Source organism: Variovorax paradoxus (assembly GCF_030815975.1).
Lineage (GTDB): Bacteria > Pseudomonadota > Gammaproteobacteria > Burkholderiales > Burkholderiaceae_C > Variovorax > Variovorax paradoxus_N.
Map to the genome: position 1 here is coordinate 47,415 of NZ_JAUSXL010000001.1, position 22,710 is coordinate 70,124.

Sequence of the window (22,710 nt, forward strand, 5' to 3'; positions counted from 1 at the left end):
GCCTTCGAGTTGCGGCTGACAAAAAAGGAATGTCGAAGCCGCCGCAAGCACCTACAGCTTGAATATCCGATCCATCTCCAGCCACTTTCTCGCCTTCCGGAGTCCACGGCGTAGGCGCCTGGAACTTCCACATCAGCTCTTCCCACGCGCGAATCTTCGGATCGCTGCGCGTCGCAGCCGCCATCGCCTCGGCGTCGTAGCGCGCGTCGTCCGTTTCCATCAGCATCACCATCCGCGTCCCGAGCCGATAGATCTCCATTCCCGTCACGCCATGCGCATGCAGATGCGCGCGCACCTCCGGCCAGATGTCGCGGTGGTAGGCCTCGTACTCGGCGATCAGCGCCGGGTCGTCTTTCAGGTCAAGGGCAAGGCAGTGGCGCATGGGGGAAGCGATCAGGTCAGCGCCCGGTCCAGGTGCGTGTAGCCGCCATCCACGAACACCCACTGCCCTGTCGTGTGGGAGGCCCGTTCGGAGAGCAGGAACACCGCGGTGTTCGCAATCTCCTGCGGCGTGGTCATGCGGCGGCCGAGGGGGATCTTGTCGGTGATGGCCGCGAGCTTGCGGTCGGGTTCGTCGAAGGCCGATATCCAGCGCTGGTACAGCGGCGTCATCACCTCGGCGGGAATCACCGCGTTGACGCGCACGCCCTCCTCCAGCAAGGAAGCCGCCCACTCGCGCGTCAGCGACAGCTGCGCGCCCTTGGCCGCGGTGTAGCCGCTGGTATTGCCCTGTCCCGTGAGCGCCGTCTTCGACGAGATGTTCACGATCGCGCCGCGGCTGGCCTTCAGGTGCGGCAGGCAGAAATGCGCCATCACATAGTAGTGAACGAGGTTCCGCTCCAGCGATGCGATAAATGCCTCGCGCCCCGCTTCGAGCCCCACGCTGTCGTTTACGCCCGCGTTGTTGACCAGTCCGTCGATGCGGCCGAACGCCGCGACCGTGCTCTCGACGGCCTTGCCGCAGGCGGCCTCTTCCATCAATTCGAACTGGAGAAACCGCGCCCGCGGCTGCAGCCCGCGCAGTTCCTGCTCGAACGCTGCATCCAGCGGGTTCTTGCCGCAGATCACCGGCACCGCCCCCTCGCGTGCCAGCGTGAGCGAAATGGCCGCGCCAATGCCGCTGCCGCCGCCGGTGACGAGCACCACCTTGTCTTTCAGATTCAGGTCCATGAGCGCACGATGCCTTTCTGTTGATCCATCTACCCGCGGAAGCGATAGCGCTCGAGCGACTCGGGTTTCATCGTGATCGAGAACCCCGGGGCCGTGGGCGGCATGTACGCCGCATCGCGGATCACGCAAGGCTCGGCGAAGTGTTCATGCAGATGGTCCACATACTCGATCACCCGCCCTTCCCGCGTCCCGGAGATGCACAGGTAGTCGATCATCGATAGATGCTGCACGTACTCGCACAGCCCCACGCCACCGGCATGCGGGCACACGGGCAGCTGGTACTTTGCGGCCATCAGCATCACCGCCAGGATCTCGTTCACGCCGCCGAGCCGGCATGAATCGATCTGCACCACATCGATGGCGCCGCGCATGATGAACTGCTTGAACATGATGCGGTTCTGGCACATTTCGCCCGTGGCCACCTTCACCGCCGGCGCGATGCCTTCGCGGATCTTGCGATGGCCTTCGACGTCGTCGGGGCTCGTCGGCTCCTCGATGAACCAGGGCTTGGCGAACGCGAGCTGCCGCACCCAGTCGATGGCCTGGTCGACCTCCCAGACCTGGTTGGCGTCGATCATCAGGTGGCGATCGGGCCCGAGCACTTCGCGCGCCACGGTCAGCCGGCGGATGTCGTCCTGCAGGTCGCGCCCCACCTTGAGCTTGATGTGATTGAAGCCCGCATCGACCGCCTCCTGCGCGAGCCGCCGCAGCTTCTCGTCGGAGTAGCCGAGCCAGCCGGCCGAGGTGGTGTAGCAGGGGTAGCCTTCGGCCTGCAGCGTGGCGATGCGTTCGGCCTTGCCGGCGGCTGCATTGCGTAGCATCGCGAGCGCGTCCTCGGGCGTGATGCAGTCCGTGAGGTAGCGAAAGTCGATGCAGCGCACCAGCTCCTCGGGGCTCATGTCCGCCACCAGCTGCCCACACCGGCTTGCCTTCGGACTTGGCCCACAGGTCCCACATCGCATTGACCACCGCGCCGGTCGCGAGGTGGATGGCGCCCTTGTCGGGTCCGATCCAGCGCAGCTGGCTGTCGGACGTGACATGCCGCCAGAAGCGGCCCATGTCCTCGGCCACCCACTGCAGGTCGAGCCCGACGACCAGGTGGCGCATCGCCTCGATGGCCGCGCAGCAGATCTCGTTGCCGCGGCCGATGGTGAAGGTCAGGCCGTGGCCTTCGAGCCCCGGCTGGTCGGTCTCCAGCACGACGTACGCCGCGGAATAGTCCGGGTCGGGGTTCATCGCATCGGAGCCGTCGAGCTGCTGCGACGTGGGAAAGCGCACGTCCAGGACGCGCATGGATCGAACGATGGTCATGAGCGAGGCCTTCGAAGAAGAATCAGTCGTACAGAACCGATGCGATCTTCGGGTCTGCGATGTTGGTCTTGTCGTACCAGAAGAAGCCCGTATCGACCACCTTGGGCAGCTTCTCGCCCTTGATCGCCTTCACCGCCATCTCCACCGTCTTGTAGCCCATGCCCACGGGGTTCTGCGTGATGGCGCCGGCCATGCTGCCGTCGATGATGGCGTTCTTCTGCTGCTTGCCGGAGTCGTAGCCGATGATCACGACCTTGCGGTTGCGCTTCATCTCCTTCACGCCGTTGACCACGCCGATGGCGGAGCCCTCGTTGGCGCCGAAGATGCCCTTGAGGTTGGGCGAGGCCTGCAGGATCGACTTGGTGATTTCGGTCGACTTCAGCTGGTCGCCGCCGCCGTACTGCACGCTCACGATCTTGATGTTCGGGTAGGTCGACTTGATGCGGTTCACGAAACCGTCGCGCCGGTCCACGCCGGTGCGGCTGGTCTGGTCGTGCACCACCAGCGCGACCTCGCCCGACTTGCCGATCATCTCGGCCATCTTGTCGGCGGCGAGCGCCGCGGCCGCCTTGTTGTCGGTGGTGGTGGTGGTCACGGGAATGTCGCTGTCCACGCCCGAGTCGAAGGCCACCACGGGAATCTTCGCGGCCTGCGCCTTCTTCAGCAGCGGAATGGCGGCCTGGCTGTCGAGTGCGGCAAAGCCGATGGCCTGCGGCTTCTTGGCGAGCGCGGCCGAGAGCATGTCGATCTGCTTGTCGACCATCGCCTCGGTTTCAGGGCCTTCGAAAGTGACCTTCACCTTGAGGTCCTTCGCGGCCTGCTCGGCACCGGACTTCACCGCCTGCCAGAACTGGTGCTGAAAGCCCTTGGACACGAGCGGAATGTAGATCTCTTGCTGTGCCTGGGCGAAAGCCGGCAGGCCGATGAGGGCCGCGGCCAGCGCGGTGGTGGCTGCTCTTCTTTGAATCATGCAAAGTCTCCTTGGGTTGTGGAAATCGGCTCAATGCGTACTGCTGCTGCGGCGCCGCAGGATGTCCGCGTACACGGCCAGGATGATGATCACGCCCGTGACCACCGTCTGCCATTCCTGCGCCACCGAGAGAATGCGCAGGCCGTTGGTCAGCACGCTCATGATGAAGGCGCCGATGATCGTGCCCACGATGGTGCCGGTGCCGCCGCTGAGCGAGGTGCCGCCGATGACCACCGCGGCAATCGCGTCGAGTTCGTACCCTTGTCCCAGTGCCGGCTGCGCGGAGTTCAGGCGCGAGGCAATCAGGAGGCCCGCGATGCCGCAGATGCCGCCGCTCACCGTGTAGACCACGATCTTCCAGAAATCGGTGTTCACGCCCGACAGGCGCACGGCCTCCTCGTTGCTGCCGAGCGCGAAGGTGTAGCGCCCGAGAATGGTCTTGTTGAGCACGATGCTCGCGGCCACCGCCACCAGGAAGAGGATCAGCACCGCGTTGGGAATCGGCAGCGACGGAACGAAGTAGCCGATCAGCGAATCCTGCGAGATGGCCGAAAAGTCCGGCGTGTCGTTGAAGTAGATCGGCTTGGTGCCCGAGATCACGAGCGACAGGCCCTTGAGCAGCATCATCATGCCCAGCGTGGCGATGAAGGGCGGTATCTTGAGCTTGGCAATCAGCACGCCCGACACGAACCCGGCCAGTGCACCGAAGAAGATCGCCGCCGCGATGCCCAGCGCGAGCGGCATGCCCATGTAGGTGAGCACCACGCCGGCCATGACGGCGCAGAAGGTCATCAGCGTGCCCACCGAAAGATCGATGCCCGCGGTGATGATCACGAAGGTGCAGGCAATGGCCAGCACGCCGTTCACGGCGGTGGACTGCAGGATGCTCACGAGGTTGTCGGCCTGCAGGAACTGCGGCGACGCGAAGCTGAAGAACACCAGCAGCGCGATCAGGCTGGCAAAGGCCAGCAGCTTCTGCCGCGTGGCGGGACGAAAGAGCCGCGCCTTCAGCGAGAAGCCCGGTGCGGCGGAGGCGGTGGTAGCGGTGGGGGTTGTCAAGGCGTTGTCTCCAGTCGTCAGGCGGCGGCGGCAGCTTCGCGTAGGGTGGCGAGCTGCATGATCTTTTCCTGCGAGGCTTCGCGCCCCGCCAGTTCGCCGGTGATGCGGCCTTCGCACATCACCAGCACGCGATGGCTCACGCGCAATATCTCGGGCAGCTCCGAAGAGATGATCACGATGGCCTTGCCCTGCGCGGCCAGTTCGTTGAGCAGGCGGTAGATCTCGGCCTTGGCGCCCACGTCGATGCCGCGCGTGGGCTCGTCGAAGAAAAGCACGCTGCAGTCGCGCAGCAGCCACTTGGCGATGACGATCTTCTGCTGGTTGCCGCCCGAGAGCAGCCGCACCTGCTGGCGCACCGAAGGCGTCTTGATGCCGAGCTGCTTCACATAGCGCTCGCCCGCGGCCTCGATGGCGGCCTGGTCGATGAAGACGCCCATCGACAGGAACTTCTTCATGCTCGGCAGCGCGATGTTGGTCTCCACGTCCATGCCGGTGGCCAGGCCGAAGTGCTTGCGGTCTTCGGAGAGGTAGCCGATGCCGCGCGACACCGCATCTTCGGGCGACCGGATCGACACCTTCTTTCCGTGCACGCGGACCTCGCCCGCATCGATGGGATCGGCGCCGAACACCGCGCGCGCCAGCTCGGTGCGGCCCGCGCCCATGAGCCCCGCAAAGCCCAGGATCTCGCCCTTGCGCAGCACGAAGCTTGCGCCGCGAACCATCGAGCCGCGCGTGATGCCGCGGGCCTCGAGCACGATCTCGTTGCCCGAGGTGTCGGGAAAGTCGTTCTCCACCTCGATGAGCTGGCGGCCCACCATCATCGCGATCAGCATGTCCATCGGCGTGTCGGCCATCGGCACCGTGGCGATGTACTGGCCGTCGCGCATCACGGTCACGCGGTCGGCAATGCGCTTGAGTTCGTCCATCTTGTGCGAGATGTAGACGATGGCCACGCCCTGCGCCTTGAGCTGGCCGATGATGCGGAACAGGTCGGCCACCTCTTCGTTGTTGAGCGCGGCGGTGGGCTCGTCCATGATGAGCACGCGCGAGTCGAACGAGAGCGCCTTCGCGATCTCCACCATCTGCTGCTTGGCCACCGTGAGCTCGCCGACCGGTGTGTGCGGATCGAGCCGCAGGTTCATGCGCGCGAAGATGCGCTCGGCCTCGGCGCGCATCGCGTCTTCGTCGATGAAGAGGCCCAAGCGCCCGCGCGGCTCGCGGCCGACGAAGATGTTCTGCGCGGCGCTCAGGTGGTTCATCAGGTTCAGTTCCTGATGGATGATCCCGATGCCCAGCGCCTGCGCCGCGCGCGGGCTCGCGATGTCCACGGACTGGCCGTCGATCAGCACGTCACCGGAATCCTTTTCGTAGACGCCCGCGAGCACTTTCATGAGCGTGGACTTGCCCGCGCCGTTCTCGCCCATCAGGGCATGCACTTCGCCGGGCAGCAGGTCGAACTGCGCCTTGTCGAGTGCGCGCACGCCGGCGAAGGACTTGCAGAGGTCGCGGATGGTGACGATGGGTTGCATGCGTGGTCAGTCCGTCGAGATGCCGTAGAAGCGTTGCGCGGTGCCGCGCCAGATGTGCGATTGCTCGGTGGCCGACAGGCCGCCGACGCAGGCCTCGCTGACCGCGATCCAGCCCGCGTAGTCGCCGGCCAAGGTGAGCACCGGCCAGTCGCTGCCCCACATGAGGCGGGCGGGCCCGAAGCTATCGAGCAGCGGCTCCCACACCGGGCGCACGGCGCGCAGCGCCGCGTCGGCATCGCCATGCGTCGATGGCGGCGCTTCGCCCCAAAGCCCGGAGAACTTGCAGCACACCTGCGGCAGCGCGGCGAGCTCGGCCATGTCCTTGCGCCAGGCCGCGAAGGCCTCGCTGCCGTGCGCGCCCACGGGCGGCTTGGCGGCATGGTCGATCACCACGGGCAACTCCGGCCAGTGTTTCAGGAAGCGGATCAGCGAGGACAGGTGCCGCGGCTTCACCAGCGCATCGAAGCGCAGGCCCAGGCGCAGGAGCGCCTGAATGGCATCGGGGCGCGGGATGCGCGCGATCCAGTCGTCGTCGGGCAGGTCCTGCAGCATCGGCCGCACGCCCTTGAACTTGGGGTGTCGCGCCATGCGCTCGAGCGAGGCCGCGGCATGGGGACTGCCCAGGTCGACCCAGCCGACCACGCCGCCCACCACCTCGTGCGCGCTGGCCAGTTCGAGCATGAAGCCGGTTTCTGCTTCCGAGTCGGCGGCCTGCACCAGCACGGTCCGCTCCACGCCGTGCGCCTGCAGCAGGGGCGCGAGTTGCTCGGGAAGAAAGTCGCGCACCAGCGGCGCCAGGGCGGGCACATCGGCGCGCAGCCACGCGTAGTCGCCGCGCGCGAGCCGCCAGAAGTGCTGATGCGAGTCGATGCGTTGTCTCATGCTGTTTGGCACTCTCCAGTTTCGTCGAATGGAACACTGCCATCTCTTTTGGCCTTACCAATTTGGCGGAACCACTGTGCCATAGCGTCAAAAATGGCCCTACCGGAACAAACCCTTTCCGGGTTTTCCCGCAATATTCCGCTCATTAGTAGCAATCACTACATAGGGGATGGCAAACTGGCATGACCAGATCGCCAGCCTGCTCTTCTCATGTTTCCCCCCACCAAACCCGCCGACACCCGCCGGCTCTACCAGCAGATCGCCGACCAGATCCGGGCTTTCATCCGCAACGGCGATCTGCCCGCAGGCGCGCGCTTGCCGCCGGAGCGGGAACTGGCCCTGCAGCTGGGTGTGTCGCGGCCTTCGCTGCGCGAAGCGCTGATCGCCCTGGAGATCGACGGGCGCATCGAGATACGGATGGGCTCAGGCGTGTATGTCTGCGCGTCGCAGGATGCGCCGGAGCGCGCCACGCCGGCGGTGGGCGAAAGCCCGTCGGAAATGATCCAGGCGCGCGCGATGCTCGAAGGCTCGGTCGTCACGCTGGCCTCGGCCCGCGTGAACCCGCAGCACCTGGAGCGCGTGAAGGCCTCGCTCGAAAGCATGCGCCAGGACGGCCTGAACGGCCGCGCGCAGATCGAGAACGACCGGCGCTTTCACATCGCCATCGCCGAGATGACGGGCAACTCGGTGCTCGTGCGGCTGGTCGGGGAACTCTTCGATGGACGGCACAGCCCTATCTCCTCGCGCATGAGCGAGCGCACCGAGAATTCGCAGGCGTGGAAGGCGGCGTTCGCCGAGCATGAGGCGATCTACCGCGCGCTGGAAGCGCGGGATCCGCAGGCCGCGGTGGCAGCGATGCTGCATCACCTGAGCGCCTCGCATGCGCGGTGGACGGAGGAATCTGCGTTGCCTGCAGCCGACTGATTGGAAATTGCGCGGATGCGGCTTGCGCCGAGCCGCGGGCGCGCGCCTGTCGCTGCGACGACCTGGACATTCGGCCGATCGTCGGCAGTCCGTTGCTGGGCATCTTTGCGCTCGCGCACGAGGGCTTCGCGCCGTCGGTGCTCGGCAAGCGGATGGTCGAGCTGGTTGCCGCATCGTTGAAACAGGCCGGGCGCGGCTGAACGATGGCGTGTCAGGGAGAACGCGGCCGGCGTGCCGTCCCTGCGCGCACGGAAGCCCTTGATTCAAACAGCCGGAGGCCGCGCAAACTCGATCGGCAGATCCTTGAACTGCTTGCGCAAACCCGGTGCGGGCGCCCCGCCCACCACAATGCGCGCAAACGCATCGAGCGGACTGAAGAAGGCAGGCCGCAGGCGATTGAGCTTGCTTTCATCCACGATCAGGAAGCTCTCCGACGCGCTGCGGATCGCTGCCTGCTTCACCGGCACCTCGTGGAAATTGGAGCAGCTCGCGCCCCGCTCCAGGTCCAGTCCACCGGCTGAAATGAAAGCCTTGTTCACGCCCAATCGATTGAGATATTGCAGCCCCTCGTCGGAAAAGAAGGTGGCCGACGACGCGTGGTACAGCCCGCCCATCAGCATCAACTGCGTGTTCGGGCGGCGGCCCAGGATGGACGCGATGTTCGTGGAGTAACACACCACGCTCAGCGGCATGTCGGGCGGCAAGGCTTCCGCGAAATGGACCATGGTGGTGCCGCAGTCGATGAACAGGCTGTCGTGCGCCTCCACCCATTCGGCGGCGCGCTGGCAAGCCACGCGCTTGTGCGCCGCATGCTGGTCGCTGGCCTCGTCGAGCGAGTACCGGTCGCCGCCCGGCAGCGCGGCCGCGAGCACATAGCCGCCGAGAGCGGTGAGCGGCGAAATGGCCGCCGACAGGTCGCGGCGGATCGTCATTTCGGTCACATCCAGCCGCTGGGCGGCCTGCTTGATCGGCAGCGGTCCGCCGGTCTCGACGAGTTCCTGCATCTTGGCAAGGCGCAAGGCCCGGGCCTCGGCACCGGCGGTCTTTCGCATGTTGTTGTTCCTCTGGTCCACAAGCCCGAGTATCAGGCATCAAAAATGTTATTTGAAAAACATCTTGCACGATCAAATGTTATTGAAATAACATTAACGCCGATATGCCGCCGGCCCCGCACGACGGCATGCACAACGACCGGAGACAAAGACATGCCCATTGCCTGCCTGCCGCTCATGCGGCGCCTGCCCGCCCCGGTGCTCTTCACTCCATGAATTCCACTTCTCTCGTTCGCGCCAGCGGCGCGGTGCGTTCGCGCCCTGTTCCGGCGGTCGCCGCCGCGGCGCCCGACAGCAAGCCGCACGCCATCGCGCGCAACACCGCGCAGCCCTTCGATGCCGGCTGGTTCGACAACATCCGCATCAATCTCTCGGCCGCCGAACGCCGCGTGGCCACGCTGCCCGGCCGCCGCTCGGTCAAGAAGGATGCGCAGGCCGGCTGGCTGCTCAAGGCCATCAGCTGCATCGACCTGACCACGCTCAATGGCGACGACACGGCCGAGCGCGTGCGCAGGCTGTGCGCCAAGGCAGTGACCCCCGTGCGCCCCGACCTGCTGGCCGCTCTGGGCTTTGCGGACCGCACGCTGCATGCCGGCGCGGTCTGCGTCTATCACCGCTTCGTGGCCACGGCCGTCGATGCGCTCGCGGGCAGCGGCATTCCGGTGGCGGCGGTGTCCACGGGCTTTCCGGCCGGGCTGATTCCGCACGAGCTCAAGTTGAAAGAGATCGAAGCCTCGGTGCGCGACGGCGCGGCCGAGATCGACATCGTCATCACGCGCGAACATGTGCTCACCGGCCAGTGGCACAAGCTCTACGACGAGATGCGCGACTTCCGCCTTGCCGCTGGCGATGCACATGTGAAGGCCATCCTCGCGACGGGCGAACTCAAGACGCTGCGAAACGTGGCCAAGGCCTCGATGGTCTGCATGATGGCCGGCGCCGATTTCATCAAGACCTCCACCGGCAAGGAGGGCGTGAACGCCACGCCGCTGGTCACGCTGGTGATGCTGCGCATGATCCGCGAGTACGAAGCCCGCACGGGTTTTCGCGTGGGCTACAAGCCGGCCGGCGGTGTCTCCACGGCCAAGACCGCGCTCGACTACCAGGTGCTCATGAAGGAAGAACTGGGCCGCGCCTGGCTCGAGCCCGAGCTGTTCCGCATCGGCGCCTCCACCCTGCTGGCCGACATCGAGCGCCAGCTGGAGCACCACGTCACGGGCCGCTACTCGGCCTTCCACCGCCACCCGATCGGATGACCCGATGAGCAGCAACAGCAGCGTCGCACGCTATTTCGACACCATGGACTACGGCCCCGCGCCAGAGAGCGACACCGACGCTCGCCAATGGCTCTCGCGCCATGCGGAGGGCTTCGGCCACTTCATCGGCGGGCGCTTCACCGCCGCTTCGGCCAGCGCGCATTTCGATACCGCCGAGCCGGCCACCGGCCGGCGGCTCGCCCGCATCGCACAAGGATCGGCGCAGGACGTGGACGCCGCCGTTGCCGCGGCGCGCGCCGCGCAGCCGGGCTGGCTGGCGCTCGGCGGCCATGGCCGGGCACGGCACCTGTACGCCCTGGCGCGCATGGTGCAGCGCCATGCGCGGCTGCTCGCGGTGGTCGAGGCGCTGGACAACGGCAAGCCGATCCGCGAGACGCGCGATCTCGACGTGCCGCTGGTGGTGCGCCACTTCTATCACCATGCAGGCTGGGCCCAGCTGCAGGAGCGCGAGTTCGCCGACCAGGTGCCGCTGGGCGTGATCGGCCAGATCATTCCCTGGAACTTCCCGCTGCTGATGCTGGCCTGGAAGATCGCACCCGCGCTCGCGCTGGGCAACACGGTGGTGCTCAAGCCTGCGGAGTTCACGCCGCTCAGCGCGCTGCTGTTCGCCGAGCTCGCCGCAGAGGCCGGCCTGCCCGCGGGCGTGCTGAACGTGGTGACCGGCGACGGCGCCACGGGTGCGGCGCTGGTGGCGCACGAAGGCGTCGACAAGATCGCCTTCACCGGCTCGACCGACGTGGGTCGCCTGATCCGCGAGGCCACCGCGGGCTCGGGCAAGTCGCTCACGCTGGAGCTGGGCGGCAAGTCGCCCTTCATCGTGTTCGACGACGCCGACATCGATGCCGCCGTGGAAGGCGTGGTCGACGCCATCTGGTTCAACCAGGGCCAGGTGTGCTGCGCCGGCTCGCGGCTGCTGCTGCAGGAAGGCATTGCGGCCGACTTCATCGAACGCCTCAAGCGCCGCATGCAGAGCCTGCGCGTGGGCCTGCCGCTTGACAAGGCGATCGACATCGGCAGCCTGATCGACCCCTCGCAGCTCGAGCGCGTGCGTTCGCTGGTGGCCACGGGCGTGCGCGAAGGCGCGGCCTGCTACCAGCCGCCGGGCGCGCTGCCGGCGGGCGGCAGCTTCTTTCCACCCACGCTGCTGACGGGCGTGCATCCGGCGTCCACCGTTGCGACCGAAGAGATCTTCGGGCCGGTGCTGGTGGCCATGACCTTCCGCACGCCCGACGAGGCCGTGGCGCTGGCCAACAACACGCGCTACGGGCTCGCGGCCAGCGTGTGGAGCGAGACCATCGGCCTTGCGCTGGGCATCGCGCCGCAGTTGCAGGCCGGCGTGGTGTGGGTCAATGCAACCAACCTGTTCGATGCGGGCGTGGGCTTCGGCGGCTACCGCGAATCGGGCTACGGCCGCGAAGGCGGCCGCGAAGGCTGCTACGAATACCTGAAGCCGCGCGCATGGGCCGGGCGCAAGCCGCGTTCGGCAGCAGCGCCTGCCCCAGCGGCAGACGAAGCCGATAAGGCACCGGCCACTGGCGCGCTTCCGACCATCGACCGCACGGCCAAGCTGTTCATCGGCGGCAAGCAGGTGCGCCCCGATGGCGAGCAGTCGCAGCCGGTGTTCTCCGCCGCCGGCCAACGGCTCGGCGAGGTGGGCACCGGCAACCGCAAGGACATCCGCAACGCCGTGGCCGCCGCACGCGCCGCCGCGGGCTGGTCGAGCGCCACGCCGCACCGCCGCGCCCAGGCGCTCTACTACCTGGCCGAAAACCTCTCGGCGCGCGCCGGCGAATTCGCCGCGCGTCTCACGAGTCTGACGGGCGTGGCCGCGCGCGCCGCGCAGGCCGAAGTCGACGCCGCCGTGAGCCGCCTCTTTGCCTACGGTGCGTGGGCCGACAAATACGAGGGCACGGGTGCATGTGCCGCCGCTGCGCGGCGTGGCGCTCGCTACCGTCGAGGCCATTGGCGTGGTCGGCGTGGTGTGTCCCGACGAGGCGCCGCTGCTGTCCTTCGTGAGCCTGCTCGCGCCGCTGCTCGCCATGGGCAACCGCACGGTGATCGTGCCGAGCGAGAAGCATCCGCTGATCGCCACCGATTTCTATCAGGTGCTCGAAACCTCCGACCTGCCCGCCGGCGTGGTCAACCTCGTGACCGGCCCCGCCGCCGGCCTCGCGCAGACGCTGGCCGAGCACGACGACGTCGATGCGCTGTGGGCTTTCGGCGCGAAGGATCTTTCGCGCCTTGCCGAGCGGCTGTCGGCCGGCAACCTCAAGCGCACGCTGGCCGATCACGGCCTGGCCACCGACTGGCACGACGGCGCGGCGGCCGAAGGCCCGCTGTTCCTGCGGCATGCCACGCAGGTCAAAAACATCTGGATTCCCTATGGCGAATGAACATGGGCCATCCCGGCAGAACTTTGGAAACCAAGGGAAATCCCCGAATAGCAAACGTTTGCGCAAACGTTTTCTTTCCCTAAGATCGCGGCCAACCGAACTGTTCCCATCCCAGGAGTACGCATGCTGAAGTCCATCCATCCGCTGCTCAATGCCGACGTGCTGTACGCCTTGCGCGCCATGGGCCACGGCGACGAATTGGTGCTGTGCGACGCCAACTTTCCGGCCGATTCGGTCGCGCGCCAGACCACGCTGGGACGGCTGCTGCGCATCGATGGCGTGGGCACCACCGAGGCGGCGCGCGCCATTCTTTCGGTGCTGCCGCTCGACAACGCCGTGGACCATCCGGCGCGCCGGATGGAAGTCATGGGCCAGCCGCACGAGATCCCGCCGGTGCAGCAGGAGATGCAACGCGAGATCGACACCGCCGAGGGCCGCGTGCGCCCGCTGGGCTCGATCGAACGCTTCGCCTTCTACGAAGCCGCGCGCCGCGCCTACTGCGTGATCGCCACCGGCGAGCGCCGCTTCTACGGCTGCTTCATCTTCAAAAAGGGCGTGCTCGCGCCGCAGGACTGACCCCATGAGCGTCGTCACTTCCAGGCAGCACGGTGTGGCCGTGCTCGGCATCTTCGTCGCCGACCTTGCGTTTCGCGCATCCCGCCTTCCGGGCGTGGGCCAGACCATCGCCGGCTCGGGCTTCGCGATGGGCCCGGGCGGCAAGGGGTCGAACCAGGCCGTGGCGGCCGCGCGTGCGGGTGCCGGCGTGACGTTCATCTCCAAGCTGGGGCAGGACGCCTTCGGCAACGACGCGCTCGCCCTGTGGTCGCGCGAAGGCATCACGCCGCGCGCGCCGCAGGTGACGGCACAGCCGACCGGCGCGGCGTTCATCTACGTGCATGAAGTCACCGGCGACAACGCGATCATCGTGGTTCCGGGCGCGGCCACGCTGATCGATGCGGCCGACGTGGATGCGGCAGCCGATGCGATCCGCGGCGCGCGTGTGTTCGTCACCCAGCTCGAGCAGCCGGCCGCCGCCGCGCGGCGCGGGCTGGAGATTGCGCGCGAAGCCGGAACGGTCACGGTGTTCAACCCCGCGCCCGCCCTGCCCTTCGACGACGCGCTCTATGCGCTGTGCGACTACATCACGCCCAACGAGCACGAGGCCGCGGCCCTGAGCGGCATGCCCGTCGAAAACATCGAGGACGCGCGCCGTGTGGGCGACTTCTTCCTGGCCAAGGGCGTGGGCTGCGCGCTCATCACGCTCGGCGACAAGGGCGCCCTGCTGCACAGCGCCGGCGGCTCCGAGCACATTCCGGTATTCCACGCCGGTGCGGTGAAGGAAACCGCCGGCGCGGGCGACGCCTTCAACGGCGGCTTTGCGGCCGCGCTGGCCGAAGGTGCCACCGCTCGCGAGGCGGCGCGTTTCGGCGCGGCGGTCGCGGCCATCTCGGTGACGCGTGCCGGCACGGCGCCCTCGATGCCCACGCGCGCCGAGGTCGATGCGCTGCTGGCCCGCGCCGCCTGACAGGACTCTCTCTCATGAAGCTCAAGTTCTCGGACCGCGAACTCAACTTCCTGGTCGGCATCAACGTCCTCATCCTCGTGGTGGCGACGGTGCTCTCCAGGGGCGACTTTCTCGACGTCTACAACTTCCAGTCCATGGGCGGCCAGTTGCCCGAACTGGGCCTGCTGGCCGTGGGCGTGGCGCTGTCGATGATCTCGGGCAACGGCGGCATCGACCTGTCGGGCGTGGCGCTGGCCAACCTGGCCGGCGTGGTGGCCGCCACGCTCGCACCGCAACTGGCCGCGCCCGATGCATCGCCCTGGCTCTACACCGGCTGGTTCGCCGCCATCGCGCTGGCGGTGGGCCTGGCCGGCGGGCTGCTCAACGGCGTGCTCATCGCGAAGGCAGGACTCACGCCGATCCTCTGCACGCTGGGCACGCAGCTGCTCTACACCGGCCTGGCCGTGGTGCTGACGGGTGGCTCCAGCCTGCGCGTGGGCGATGCCGAGGCGCTCTCCGCCATCGGCAACGAGATGGTGCTGGGCGTGCCGATTCCGTTCCTGATCTTCCTCGTGATGCTGCTGGCCGTCGGCTGGCTGCTGCGGCAGAGCCCGTTCGGCATCCGCCTGTTCCTGCTCGGCACCAACGCCAAGGCGGCGCGCTACGCGGGCATCTCGCAGGCCCGCATGCTGATCGCGACCTATGCGCTGTGCGGGTTTCTCGCGGCCGTGGCCGGCGTGATCATCGCCGCGCGCACCGCGAGCGTGAAGTCGGACTACGGCAACTCCTACCTGCTGATCGCCATCCTCATCACGGTGATGGCAGGCGTGCGGCCGCAGGGCGGCTATGGACGCATGGTGTGCCTGTTCTTCTCGGCGGTGGCGCTGCAACTGCTGTCGAGCACCTTCAACCTGCTGGGCATTTCCAACTTCTTCCGCGACTGCGCCTGGGGCCTGCTGCTGCTGTTCTTCCTGGCGTACGGGCGCTTCGGCCTGCAGGACCTGCGCGTCTTTCTTTCCACCACGCGCTCCAGCGCACCGCCGCACCAGCTCCCTCCTGGCGTGACGCAAAGAAATCCCGAGGGCTAGGAGACAACACAATGCTGAAGAAAACCAAGATCGCCTGCACCGTGCTCGCACTCACCGCCGTGGCTTTCGCCTCGGCGCTGCATGCGCAAGGCAAGCCGCAAGACATCGTCACCGTGGTCAAGATCACCGGCATCAGCTGGTTCAACCGCATGGAAGTGGGCGTGAAGGAATTCGGCGCGAGCACGCCCGGCGTGGCCACGCGCCAGATCGGCCCGGCCCAGTCGGACGCCGCGCAGCAGCAGCGCCTGGTGGAAGACCTGGTGGCCAGGAAGGTCGACGCGATCGCCGTGGTTTCGATGGACCCGCCCACGCTGGAGCCGGTGCTCAAGCGTGCGATGGAGCGCGGCATCAAGGTGGTGACGCACGAAGCCGACAACCAGAAGAACACGATGGTGGACATCGAGGCCTTCGACAACACGGCCTACGGCGCGCGCATCAACGAGCGCCTCGCGGCCTGCATGGGCCAGCAGGGCAAGTGGACCTCGCTGGTCGGCTCCCTGGGCAGCCAGTCGCAGGTGCAGTGGGCCGACGGCGGCGCCTCGAACGCGAAGAAGTACCCCAAGATGACGCTGGTCGATGCCAAGAACGAATCGCTCAACGACGCCGAGAAGGCCTACGGCAAGGCCAAGGAAATGCTGCGCAAGCACCCCGACCTGAAGGGCTTCCAGGGCTCGTCGTCGCTCGACGTGCTGGGCATCGGCCGCGCCGTGGAAGAAGCCGGCCTGCAGGGCAAGGTCTGTGTGTTCGGCACGGGCCTGCCGAGCGAGGCAGCCAAGTTCCTCGAGTCGGGCGCGGTCGGCGGCATCGCCTTCTGGGATCCGAAGGACGCCGGCCTTGTCATGAACAAGGCGGCCAAGATGCTGATCGACGGCAAGACCATCACCGACGGCGCCGACATGGGCGTGCCGGGCTACAACAAGGTCTCGGTCAAGAAGGGACCGGGCGTGGGCATCGTCGTCACGGGCCAGGCCTGGGTCGAGGTCGACAAGCAGAACTACAAGAAGTACGCCTTCTGAGCCTGCGAACCATGACCCTTGCAGCGCTCTCCACGCCCGCCCCGCATTTCCCGGCCGCGCCGGCGGGACGCCGCGTCTTCCTCGAAGTGCAGGACGTGCACAAGCGCTTCGCGGGCGTGCACGCGCTGCGCGGCATCGACCTGACGATCGAGGCCGGCGAGATCTACCACCTGCTCGGCGAGAACGGTTGCGGCAAGAGCACGCTGATCAAGATCATCTCCGGCGCGCAGCCGCCGAGCCAGGGCCGCATCGTGGTCGACGGCAGGCCGCACGATGCGCTGTCGCCGTTGGAGGCGCTCACGCTCGGCATCGAGACGGTCTACCAGGACCTGTCCCTGTTGCCGAACATGAGCGTGGCGGAGAACGTCGCGCTCAGCGAACAGCTGGTGAACACCGGCGGCAAGCTGGCGCGCCGTTTCGACCGCAAGGCGGTGGCGGCCACGGCCGTGCGCGCGCTGGAAACGGTGAAGCTGCCGACCGATGCCGCCTTCCTGGCGCGCCGCGTCGACGAACTGCCGATTGCCACGCGCCAGCTGGTGGCCATTGCGCGCGCCGTGGCCACGCGCGCGCGCATGGTCATCATGGACGAACCCACCACCTCGCTCACGCAGAAGGAGGTGGACAACCTCGTGCACGTGGTCGAGGGCTTGCGCGCGCAGGGCGTGGCGGTGCTGTTCGTGAGCCACAAGCTCGACGAGTGCATGGCCATGGGCGGCCAGGCCATCGTGTTCCGCGACGGCACCAAGGTCGCACAGGGTCCGATCAAGGGCTTCACCAAGGCCGAGCTCTCGCACTGGATGACCGGCAAGCAGCTCGACGGCGCACGCTACCGCCACCGCTCGCACGACGGCGACACGCTGCTGCAGGTCGAGGCGCTGGGCCGCGGCACGCAGTTCAGCGACGTGGGCTTCACGCTGCACAAGGGCGAGATCCTGGGGATCACCGGGCTGCTCGATTCAGGGCGCAATGAGCTGGCCATGGCGCTCGCGGGCGTGCAGGGCGCAGACCGCGGCCGCATCTTGCTCGCAGCAAAGGAAGTCACGCTGAAGACGCCGGCCGACGGCATCCGCCACGGCATCGGCTATGTGCCCGAAGACCGGCTCAGCGAAGGCCTTTTTCTGGACAAGCCGATCCGCGACAACATCGTCACGGCCGTGCTCAGCCGCCTGCGCGGCCGCTTCGGCGCGCTCGATGCGCGGCAGTGCCAGGCGCTGGCCGAACGCACCGTGTCGCAGCTGCAGATCGCCACGCCCGACGTGGACCGGCCGGTGCAGTCTCTCTCGGGCGGCAACCAGCAGCGCGTGCTGATCGGGCGCTGGCTCGCCATCGGCCCGCGGGTGCTGATCCTGCACGGCCCCACAGTGGGCGTGGACGTCGGCTCGAAGGACACCATCTACCGCATCGTGCAACGGCTGGCCGAGCAGGGACTGGGCGTCATCCTGGTCAGCGACGACCTGCAGGAGCTGCTGCAGAACTGCGACCGCATCCTGCTGATGCGCAAGGGCCGCATTGCCCACGACTTCGACGCGCAGGGGCTGGCCGAAAGCGCGCTGTACCGCGCGCTGGTTTCCGACACACCCTCTCCCGCATTCTCATGATGGCTTCCACCATGCAAGCGCACACCACCGCTGTGCCCACGGCCCCCACGCCCCGCACGCACACGTCCTGGCGCCACTGGCTCGCGCAGCGCCCCTCGGTCTTCACGCTGGCGTTGATCGTTCTGGTGAGCCTGGTGGTGGGCGCGATCAACCCCAGCTTCTTCCAGTTGCCGGTGCTGTTCGACATCGTGCGCGCCTGCACGGTGCTGGGCCTGTTTGCGCTCGGCGTGCTGATCGTGCTGGCCGCGGGCGGCATCGACGTGTCGTTTGCGGCGATTGCCGCGCTCACGATGTACAGCATCACCAAGCTCGTGCTGAACTACTTTCCGGAAGCGCCGATCGCGCTGCTTCTGGTGGCGGGCGCGGCAAGCGGCGCATTGCTGGGTGTGCTCAACGGCCTGCTGGTGCATTGGCTCAAGGCGCCCTCGCTGATCGTGACCATCGGCACGCAGTACCTGTACCGCGGCATCCTGCTGACTTTTGTCGGCACCGTGTTCTTCATGAACGTGCCGCTGCCGATGGACACCTTCGGCAAGCTCGCGCTCTGGCGCTTCGACACGCCGCAGGGCCTGCACGCGGTGCTGCCGGCGACCGTGCTGGTGCTGGCCGGCGCGGCGGTGCTGACCTGGTGGCTGCTGAACCGCACGCTGATCGGCCGCGCCGTGTATGCCATCGGCGGCAGCCTGGCGATCGCGGAGCGGCTGGGCTACAACCTGCGCACGGTGCACGTCTTCGTGTTCGCCTATGCAGGATTCCTGTCGGGCCTCGCGGGCATGGTGCACGTGTCGAGCACACGGCTGGCCAACCCTTTCGACCTGGTGGGCAACGAACTGGACGTGATCGCCGCCGTGATCCTCGGCGGCGCGCGCATCACGGGCGGCAGCGGCACCGTGGGCGGCACGCTGCTCGGCGTGGTGCTGGTCACGCTGATCAACAACGTGCTGATTCTGGCGGGTGTACCGAGCACCTGGCAGAAGGTCATCATCGGGGCCTTCATACTGGTTGCAGGAGCTTGCTTCGCGATGCGCAAGCAGGCCTGAGGGTTCGGGCCGAACGCCAAGGCTGGGCGAGCGCGGGCAAACGCCGGCTATATTGTTCGCTCAGCAACAGAAAGAAGAAATCACCATGGCAAAAGCCTATTGGGTCAGCGCGTACCGTGCCGTCAACGACGCCGACAAGCTCGCGGCCTACGCGAAACTGGCCGGCCCGGCAATCACTGCCGGCGGCGGGCGCTTTCTCGCGCGCGGCCTGCCGGCCAAGGTCTACGAGTACGGTTTGCCCGAACGCACCGTGTTGATCGAGTTCGACAGCGTCGAGCAGGCCAGAGCCGTGCATGACAGCCCCGACTACCAAGCCGCGCTTGCCGCGTTGGGCGACGGGGCCGAGAGGGATCTGCGGATCATCGAAGGGGTCTGAGGGGCCCTGGACCAGGAAGGTCCTGGCATGGGCCCTGCGTCAAACCCATACCGACGTGTTCGGGACAGGCCACGAAGGCCTGTCCCTTTTCGGCATTCACCGTCCTCGCGAGGGAGGACGCTGACCGGATCAACCCAGCAGGCTGTCCAGGATGCTGGCAACCGGCGTTCCGCTGCCGCCAAGCCCTTGATCGACCTGACTGGTGATCGGAGCGATGGTCCCTCCCAGGAGGTCGCCGCCGAGCAGGTTGCCGACCAGGCCGTCCTCGCCCAGCACGCCACCCAGCAGGTCACCGCCGAGCAGATCCCCGCCAAGGAGGTCGCCACCGAGCAGGTTGTCGACCAGGCCGTCCTCGCCCAGCACGCCACCCAGCAGGTCACCGCCGAGCAGGTCACCACCCAGGAGATCGCCACCGAGCAGGTTGTCGACGAGGCCGTCTTCGCCCAGCACGCCATCGAGCAGATCGCCGCCGAGGAGGTCACCGCCCAAGAGGTCACCGCCAAGCAGGTTGCCGACGAGGCCGTCTTCACCCAGCACGCCGTCGAGCAGATCACCGCCGAGCAGATCGCCACCCAAGAGGTCACCGCCGAGCAGGTTGCCGACAAGGCCGTCCTCGCCGAGCACGCCGTCGAGCAGATCACCGCCGAGCAGATCACCGCCCAGGAGATCGCCGCCGAGCAGGTTGCCGATCAGGCCGTCTTCACCCAGCACGCCGTCGAGCAGATCGCCACCCAAGAGGTCACCGCCGAGCAAGTTGCCGACAAGGCCGTCCTCGCCCAGCACGCCGTCGAGCAGATCACCGCCGAGCAGGTCACCGCCCAGCAGATCGCCACCAAGCAGGTTACCGACAAGGCCGTCTTCGCCCAGCACGCCATCGAGCAGATCGCCGCCGAGCAAGTCGCCGCCCAGGAGATCGCCACCGAGCAGGTTGCCGACAAGGCCGTCCTCGCCGAGCACGCCGTCGAGCAGATCGCCGCCGAGCAAGTCGCCGCCCAGGAGATCGCCACCGAGCAGGTTGCCGACAAGGCCGTCCTCGCCGAGCACGCCATCGAGCAGATCGCCGCCGAGCAAGTCGCCGCCCAGGAGATCACCGCCGAGCAGGTTGCCCAAGAGCCCGTCTTCGCTCAACAGACCGCCAAGCACGCCATCGTCGCCAAGCACATTGCCCAGCAGGCCGCCGTCACCCAGCACGCCGTCGGTCAGGCCACCGAGCAGGCCGTCTTCGCCGCCCAACAGGCCACCGAGCGGGCTGCCTTCAATCAGGCCGCCCACGACGCCGTCCGCGCCGAGCAGGTTGTCCACCACGCCGTCCTGGCCCAGCAGTCCGCCCGTCAGGCCTTCGCTGCCCAGCAGGCCGGCCAGCGTGCCCTCTCCGCCCAGCATGCCACCGACCAAGCCGTCGCCAAGGAGGCCACCGAGCGCACCGTCGCCGCCGAGCAATCCACCGAGCAGGCCCTCTTCGCCCAGCGGGCCGCCAAGCAGTCCGCCCAGCACGCCGTCGTCGCCCAGGAGTCCGCCAACGATGCCTTCGTCGCTCAGCGCGTTGCCGAGCAGCCCGCCGACGGCGCTGTCTTCACCCAGGAGGTTGCCGACCAGGCCGTCTTCGGCGAGGAGCTCGCCCACCAGCCCGCCATCGTCCATCAGGCCGCTGAGTAGGCTGTCCTGGCCAAGCACGCCTTCGACGAGGTCGCCGACCACACCGCCGTCGCCCACGAGATCATCAATGACGCCATCGAGGCCGAGCGCCGTGGTCGCACCGCTCAGGATGCCGTTCTCGCCGACCAGGTTGTCCAGGCCATTCTGAAGTGCATCGGTGACGTGGTCGACCTGGCCGACCAGTGCATCGGTGGCGCCTTCGCCCAGCAGGGCGTCGACGATGGGACCTGCCACGCCGTCCACGCTGTCGACCACGGTTTCAGTGAAGTTGTCCACCGGATCGAACTGATTCGGATCGTCCCGTGTGAACTCTTCGCCCAGGATCGGGGACACGATGTCATCGACCAGGTCGGTCGCGCCGTCGATGACGCCCGGCACCGGCGTGAGTGAACCACCCAGGCCCAGGTTGTCGTCGGTCGAGCCGATCAAGCCACCGGTGAGGTCATCGCCCGGATCGAGCAGGTGATCGCCGTCTGCGTCTGCGTCGGCATCGGCATCGGCATCGGCATCGGCATCGGCGTCGGCGTCGGCGTCAGCGTCCGCATCGGCGTCGGCGTCGGCGTCGGCGTCAGCATCAGCATCAGCATCAGCATCAGCATCAGCATCAGCATCAGCATCAGCATCAGCGTCAGCGTCAGCGTCAGCGTCAGCATCAGCATCAGCGTCAGCGTCAGCGTCAGCGTCAGCGTCAGCGTCGGCATCCGCGTCTGCATCGGCATCGGCATCGGCATCGGCATCGGCATCGGCATCAGCATCAGCATCAGCATCAGCATCAGCATCAGCATCAGCATCAGCGTCGGCGTCGGCGTCAGCGTCAGCGTCAGCGTCAGCATCCGCGTCTGCATCGGCATCGGCATCGGCATCGGCATCAGCGTCAGCGTCAGCGTCAGCGTCAGCGTCGGCGTCAGCGTCAGCGTCGGCATCCGCGTCTGCATCGGCATCGGCATCGGCATCGGCATCGGCATCGGCATCGGCATCTGCGTCAGCATCCGCGTCAGCATCAGCATCAGCATCAGCATCAGCATCGGCATCGGCATCGGCATCGGCATCAGCATCAGCATCAGCATCAGCATCAGCGTCCGCATCACTGTCGCTATCGCTATCACCGTCGTCAAGACCGCCCCCCGTACCGGCGCCGCTGCCAAGGAAGAACGGAACCGTTCCTCCGTCGCTGCCGCCGCCACCGCCCAATGCCGCGCCGAGCGCGACTGCGCCGAGTGCGCCGAGGGCGAATTCACCCAGGCCGATACCGGCTGCACCGGTGTGCGCCTTCGTGACGGCAACAGCTGCCGCGTCGGCATCGTTGTCGGGCGGCGTGATCTTGAGGTCGCCCGAGGCAACGTCGACGTTCACCTGCTCGAGGCCGCCCGGCAGCTTGGTCGATCCGAGCGTTGCGTCTGTGCCGCCGGTAAAGACGCCGGCCAACGGCGCCTTGTTGGAAGGCGAACCAGGAAACAGCACCTCGGCCTGGCCACCTTCGGGTACCAGTACGCGGTCGCCGGTGAGAAGGGCGTGGCTGCCGTCCACGGGAATCCGGACGCCGTCGCGAATCAGCGCGGTGCCCGGAGTGGCATTGGAAAGCGATCCGATGCTGGAGGGCCCGGAGGAGGCGACCGGCGGCACTGCTGCTGATCCCATCGGAGCGATGGGAGTCACCGTGGCTTGGGCGATGACCACCGGCATCACGTCGTTGTTGACGGCTCCGGAAGTGGATGGAATCGATGTCTGCGACGCGGTCATGTGAGAGGCCTCCTCGTTGATTGGATGGTCACAAGTGGCAACATGCATGCCACTGCCCTTCCACTCCGGAGAAGCTTCTCGCGATTGATCGCAAGCCATTGATTCGAAAGGCTTTTTAGCAATTC

Annotated in this window: 16 protein-coding genes and 3 pseudogenes; 10 read left to right on the top strand and 9 right to left on the bottom strand. The window is 67.2% G+C overall.

Going from position 1 to position 22,710, the window contains the following annotated elements:
• Positions 1–51: 51 nt before the first annotated feature.
• The 7 genes and pseudogenes from QFZ47_RS00190 to QFZ47_RS00220 all read right to left on the bottom strand — a co-directional run bounded on the left by QFZ47_RS00190 (position 52) and on the right by QFZ47_RS00220 (position 6,921).
• A pseudogene (locus QFZ47_RS00190) lies at positions 52–382 on the bottom strand (L-rhamnose mutarotase).
• 11 nt (positions 383–393) lie between these two features.
• Entirely contained in the window at positions 394–1,170 is a 777-nt protein-coding gene (locus tag QFZ47_RS00195) for an SDR family oxidoreductase (RefSeq protein WP_307653697.1), read from the bottom strand.
• 29 nt (positions 1,171–1,199) lie between these two features.
• Positions 1,200–2,481: pseudogene (locus QFZ47_RS00200) on the bottom strand (L-fuconate dehydratase).
• Between the two features lie 22 nt (positions 2,482–2,503).
• Complete coding sequence (locus tag QFZ47_RS00205) at positions 2,504–3,451, bottom strand: ABC transporter substrate-binding protein (protein WP_307653698.1); 948 nt, start codon at positions 3,449–3,451, stop codon at positions 2,504–2,506.
• A 30-nt stretch (positions 3,452–3,481) separates the two neighbouring features.
• On the bottom strand, positions 3,482–4,510 hold the full coding sequence (locus QFZ47_RS00210) for an ABC transporter permease (RefSeq protein ID WP_307653699.1): 1,029 nt from the start codon (positions 4,508–4,510) through the stop codon (positions 3,482–3,484).
• Between the two features lie 17 nt (positions 4,511–4,527).
• A complete protein-coding gene (locus QFZ47_RS00215) occupies positions 4,528–6,039 on the bottom strand; it encodes a sugar ABC transporter ATP-binding protein (protein WP_307653700.1) in 1,512 nt (503 codons plus the stop codon).
• Between the two features lie 6 nt (positions 6,040–6,045).
• The gene (locus tag QFZ47_RS00220; RefSeq protein ID WP_307653701.1) at positions 6,046–6,921 is read right to left on the bottom strand and encodes an amidohydrolase family protein; all 876 of its coding nucleotides are present in this window, start codon (positions 6,919–6,921) and stop codon (positions 6,046–6,048) included.
• A gap of 210 nt (positions 6,922–7,131) precedes the next feature.
• Between QFZ47_RS00220 and QFZ47_RS00225 the strand changes: the two genes are divergently transcribed.
• Positions 7,132–7,845, top strand: coding sequence for a FadR/GntR family transcriptional regulator (locus QFZ47_RS00225; RefSeq protein WP_307653702.1), 714 nt, complete (start codon positions 7,132–7,134; stop codon positions 7,843–7,845).
• Between the two features lie 263 nt (positions 7,846–8,108).
• Here the strand turns inward: QFZ47_RS00225 and QFZ47_RS00230 are convergent, their stop codons facing one another.
• Complete coding sequence (locus QFZ47_RS00230) at positions 8,109–8,897, bottom strand: DeoR/GlpR family DNA-binding transcription regulator (RefSeq protein ID WP_307653703.1); 789 nt, start codon at positions 8,895–8,897, stop codon at positions 8,109–8,111.
• A 212-nt stretch (positions 8,898–9,109) separates the two neighbouring features.
• Here QFZ47_RS00230 and deoC point away from each other — a divergent pair, with 212 nt between their 5' ends.
• The 9 genes and pseudogenes from deoC to QFZ47_RS00275 all read left to right on the top strand — a co-directional run bounded on the left by deoC (position 9,110) and on the right by QFZ47_RS00275 (position 19,189).
• A complete protein-coding gene (deoC, locus tag QFZ47_RS00235; RefSeq protein ID WP_307653704.1) occupies positions 9,110–10,153 on the top strand; it encodes a deoxyribose-phosphate aldolase in 1,044 nt (347 codons plus the stop codon).
• Positions 10,154–10,157: 4 nt separating this feature from the next.
• Positions 10,158–12,567 (top strand): annotated as a pseudogene (locus tag QFZ47_RS00240) (aldehyde dehydrogenase family protein).
• 123 nt (positions 12,568–12,690) lie between these two features.
• The gene (locus QFZ47_RS00245; protein ID WP_307653705.1) at positions 12,691–13,143 is read left to right on the top strand and encodes an RbsD/FucU family protein; all 453 of its coding nucleotides are present in this window, start codon (positions 12,691–12,693) and stop codon (positions 13,141–13,143) included.
• Between the two features lie 4 nt (positions 13,144–13,147).
• Complete coding sequence (locus QFZ47_RS00250) at positions 13,148–14,092, top strand: ribokinase (protein ID WP_307653706.1); 945 nt, start codon at positions 13,148–13,150, stop codon at positions 14,090–14,092.
• Between the two features lie 14 nt (positions 14,093–14,106).
• Positions 14,107–15,159 carry an ABC transporter permease gene (locus QFZ47_RS00255; protein WP_307653707.1) on the top strand — a complete coding sequence of 351 codons (1,053 nt, stop codon included), beginning with the start codon at positions 14,107–14,109 and terminating at the stop codon, positions 15,157–15,159.
• Between the two features lie 11 nt (positions 15,160–15,170).
• Positions 15,171–16,175, top strand: coding sequence for a substrate-binding domain-containing protein (locus tag QFZ47_RS00260; RefSeq protein ID WP_307653708.1), 1,005 nt, complete (start codon positions 15,171–15,173; stop codon positions 16,173–16,175).
• 11 nt (positions 16,176–16,186) lie between these two features.
• Positions 16,187–17,773 carry a sugar ABC transporter ATP-binding protein gene (locus QFZ47_RS00265; protein WP_307653709.1) on the top strand — a complete coding sequence of 529 codons (1,587 nt, stop codon included), beginning with the start codon at positions 16,187–16,189 and terminating at the stop codon, positions 17,771–17,773.
• Positions 17,770–18,813, top strand: a complete 1,044-nt coding sequence (locus QFZ47_RS00270; RefSeq protein ID WP_307653710.1) for an ABC transporter permease — start codon at positions 17,770–17,772, stop codon at positions 18,811–18,813. Before QFZ47_RS00265 ends, QFZ47_RS00270 begins: the two co-directional genes overlap by 4 nt.
• Before the next feature lie 85 nt (positions 18,814–18,898).
• The gene (locus tag QFZ47_RS00275) at positions 18,899–19,189 is read left to right on the top strand and encodes a DUF1330 domain-containing protein (RefSeq protein WP_307653711.1); all 291 of its coding nucleotides are present in this window, start codon (positions 18,899–18,901) and stop codon (positions 19,187–19,189) included.
• A 129-nt stretch (positions 19,190–19,318) separates the two neighbouring features.
• On the opposite strand, the gene QFZ47_RS00280 is transcribed toward QFZ47_RS00275, so the two are convergent.
• Entirely contained in the window at positions 19,319–22,585 is a 3,267-nt protein-coding gene (locus QFZ47_RS00280) for a hypothetical protein (protein WP_307653712.1), read from the bottom strand.
• Positions 22,586–22,710 lie beyond the last annotated feature (125 nt).

Bases quoted from the DNA above. Each gene is read 5' to 3' on its own strand.
- QFZ47_RS00205 (WP_307653698.1), bottom strand. From the start codon at position 3,451: ATGATTCAAAGAAGAGCAGCCACCACCGCGCTGGCCGCGGCCCTCATC.
- QFZ47_RS00195 (WP_307653697.1), bottom strand. From the start codon at position 1,170: ATGGACCTGAATCTGAAAGACAAGGTGGTGCTCGTCACCGGCGGCGGC.
- QFZ47_RS00280 (WP_307653712.1), bottom strand. From the start codon at position 22,585: ATGACCGCGTCGCAGACATCGATTCCATCCACTTCCGGAGCCGTCAAC.
- QFZ47_RS00230 (WP_307653703.1), bottom strand. From the start codon at position 8,897: ATGCGAAAGACCGCCGGTGCCGAGGCCCGGGCCTTGCGCCTTGCCAAG.
- QFZ47_RS00215 (WP_307653700.1), bottom strand. From the start codon at position 6,039: ATGCAACCCATCGTCACCATCCGCGACCTCTGCAAGTCCTTCGCCGGC.
- QFZ47_RS00225 (WP_307653702.1), top strand. From the start codon at position 7,132: ATGTTTCCCCCCACCAAACCCGCCGACACCCGCCGGCTCTACCAGCAG.
- QFZ47_RS00270 (WP_307653710.1), top strand. From the start codon at position 17,770: ATGATGGCTTCCACCATGCAAGCGCACACCACCGCTGTGCCCACGGCC.
- deoC (WP_307653704.1), top strand. From the start codon at position 9,110: ATGAATTCCACTTCTCTCGTTCGCGCCAGCGGCGCGGTGCGTTCGCGC.
- QFZ47_RS00245 (WP_307653705.1), top strand. From the start codon at position 12,691: ATGCTGAAGTCCATCCATCCGCTGCTCAATGCCGACGTGCTGTACGCC.
- QFZ47_RS00265 (WP_307653709.1), top strand. From the start codon at position 16,187: ATGACCCTTGCAGCGCTCTCCACGCCCGCCCCGCATTTCCCGGCCGCG.
- QFZ47_RS00220 (WP_307653701.1), bottom strand. From the start codon at position 6,921: ATGAGACAACGCATCGACTCGCATCAGCACTTCTGGCGGCTCGCGCGC.
- QFZ47_RS00260 (WP_307653708.1), top strand. From the start codon at position 15,171: ATGCTGAAGAAAACCAAGATCGCCTGCACCGTGCTCGCACTCACCGCC.
- QFZ47_RS00250 (WP_307653706.1), top strand. From the start codon at position 13,148: ATGAGCGTCGTCACTTCCAGGCAGCACGGTGTGGCCGTGCTCGGCATC.
- QFZ47_RS00275 (WP_307653711.1), top strand. From the start codon at position 18,899: ATGGCAAAAGCCTATTGGGTCAGCGCGTACCGTGCCGTCAACGACGCC.
- QFZ47_RS00255 (WP_307653707.1), top strand. From the start codon at position 14,107: ATGAAGCTCAAGTTCTCGGACCGCGAACTCAACTTCCTGGTCGGCATC.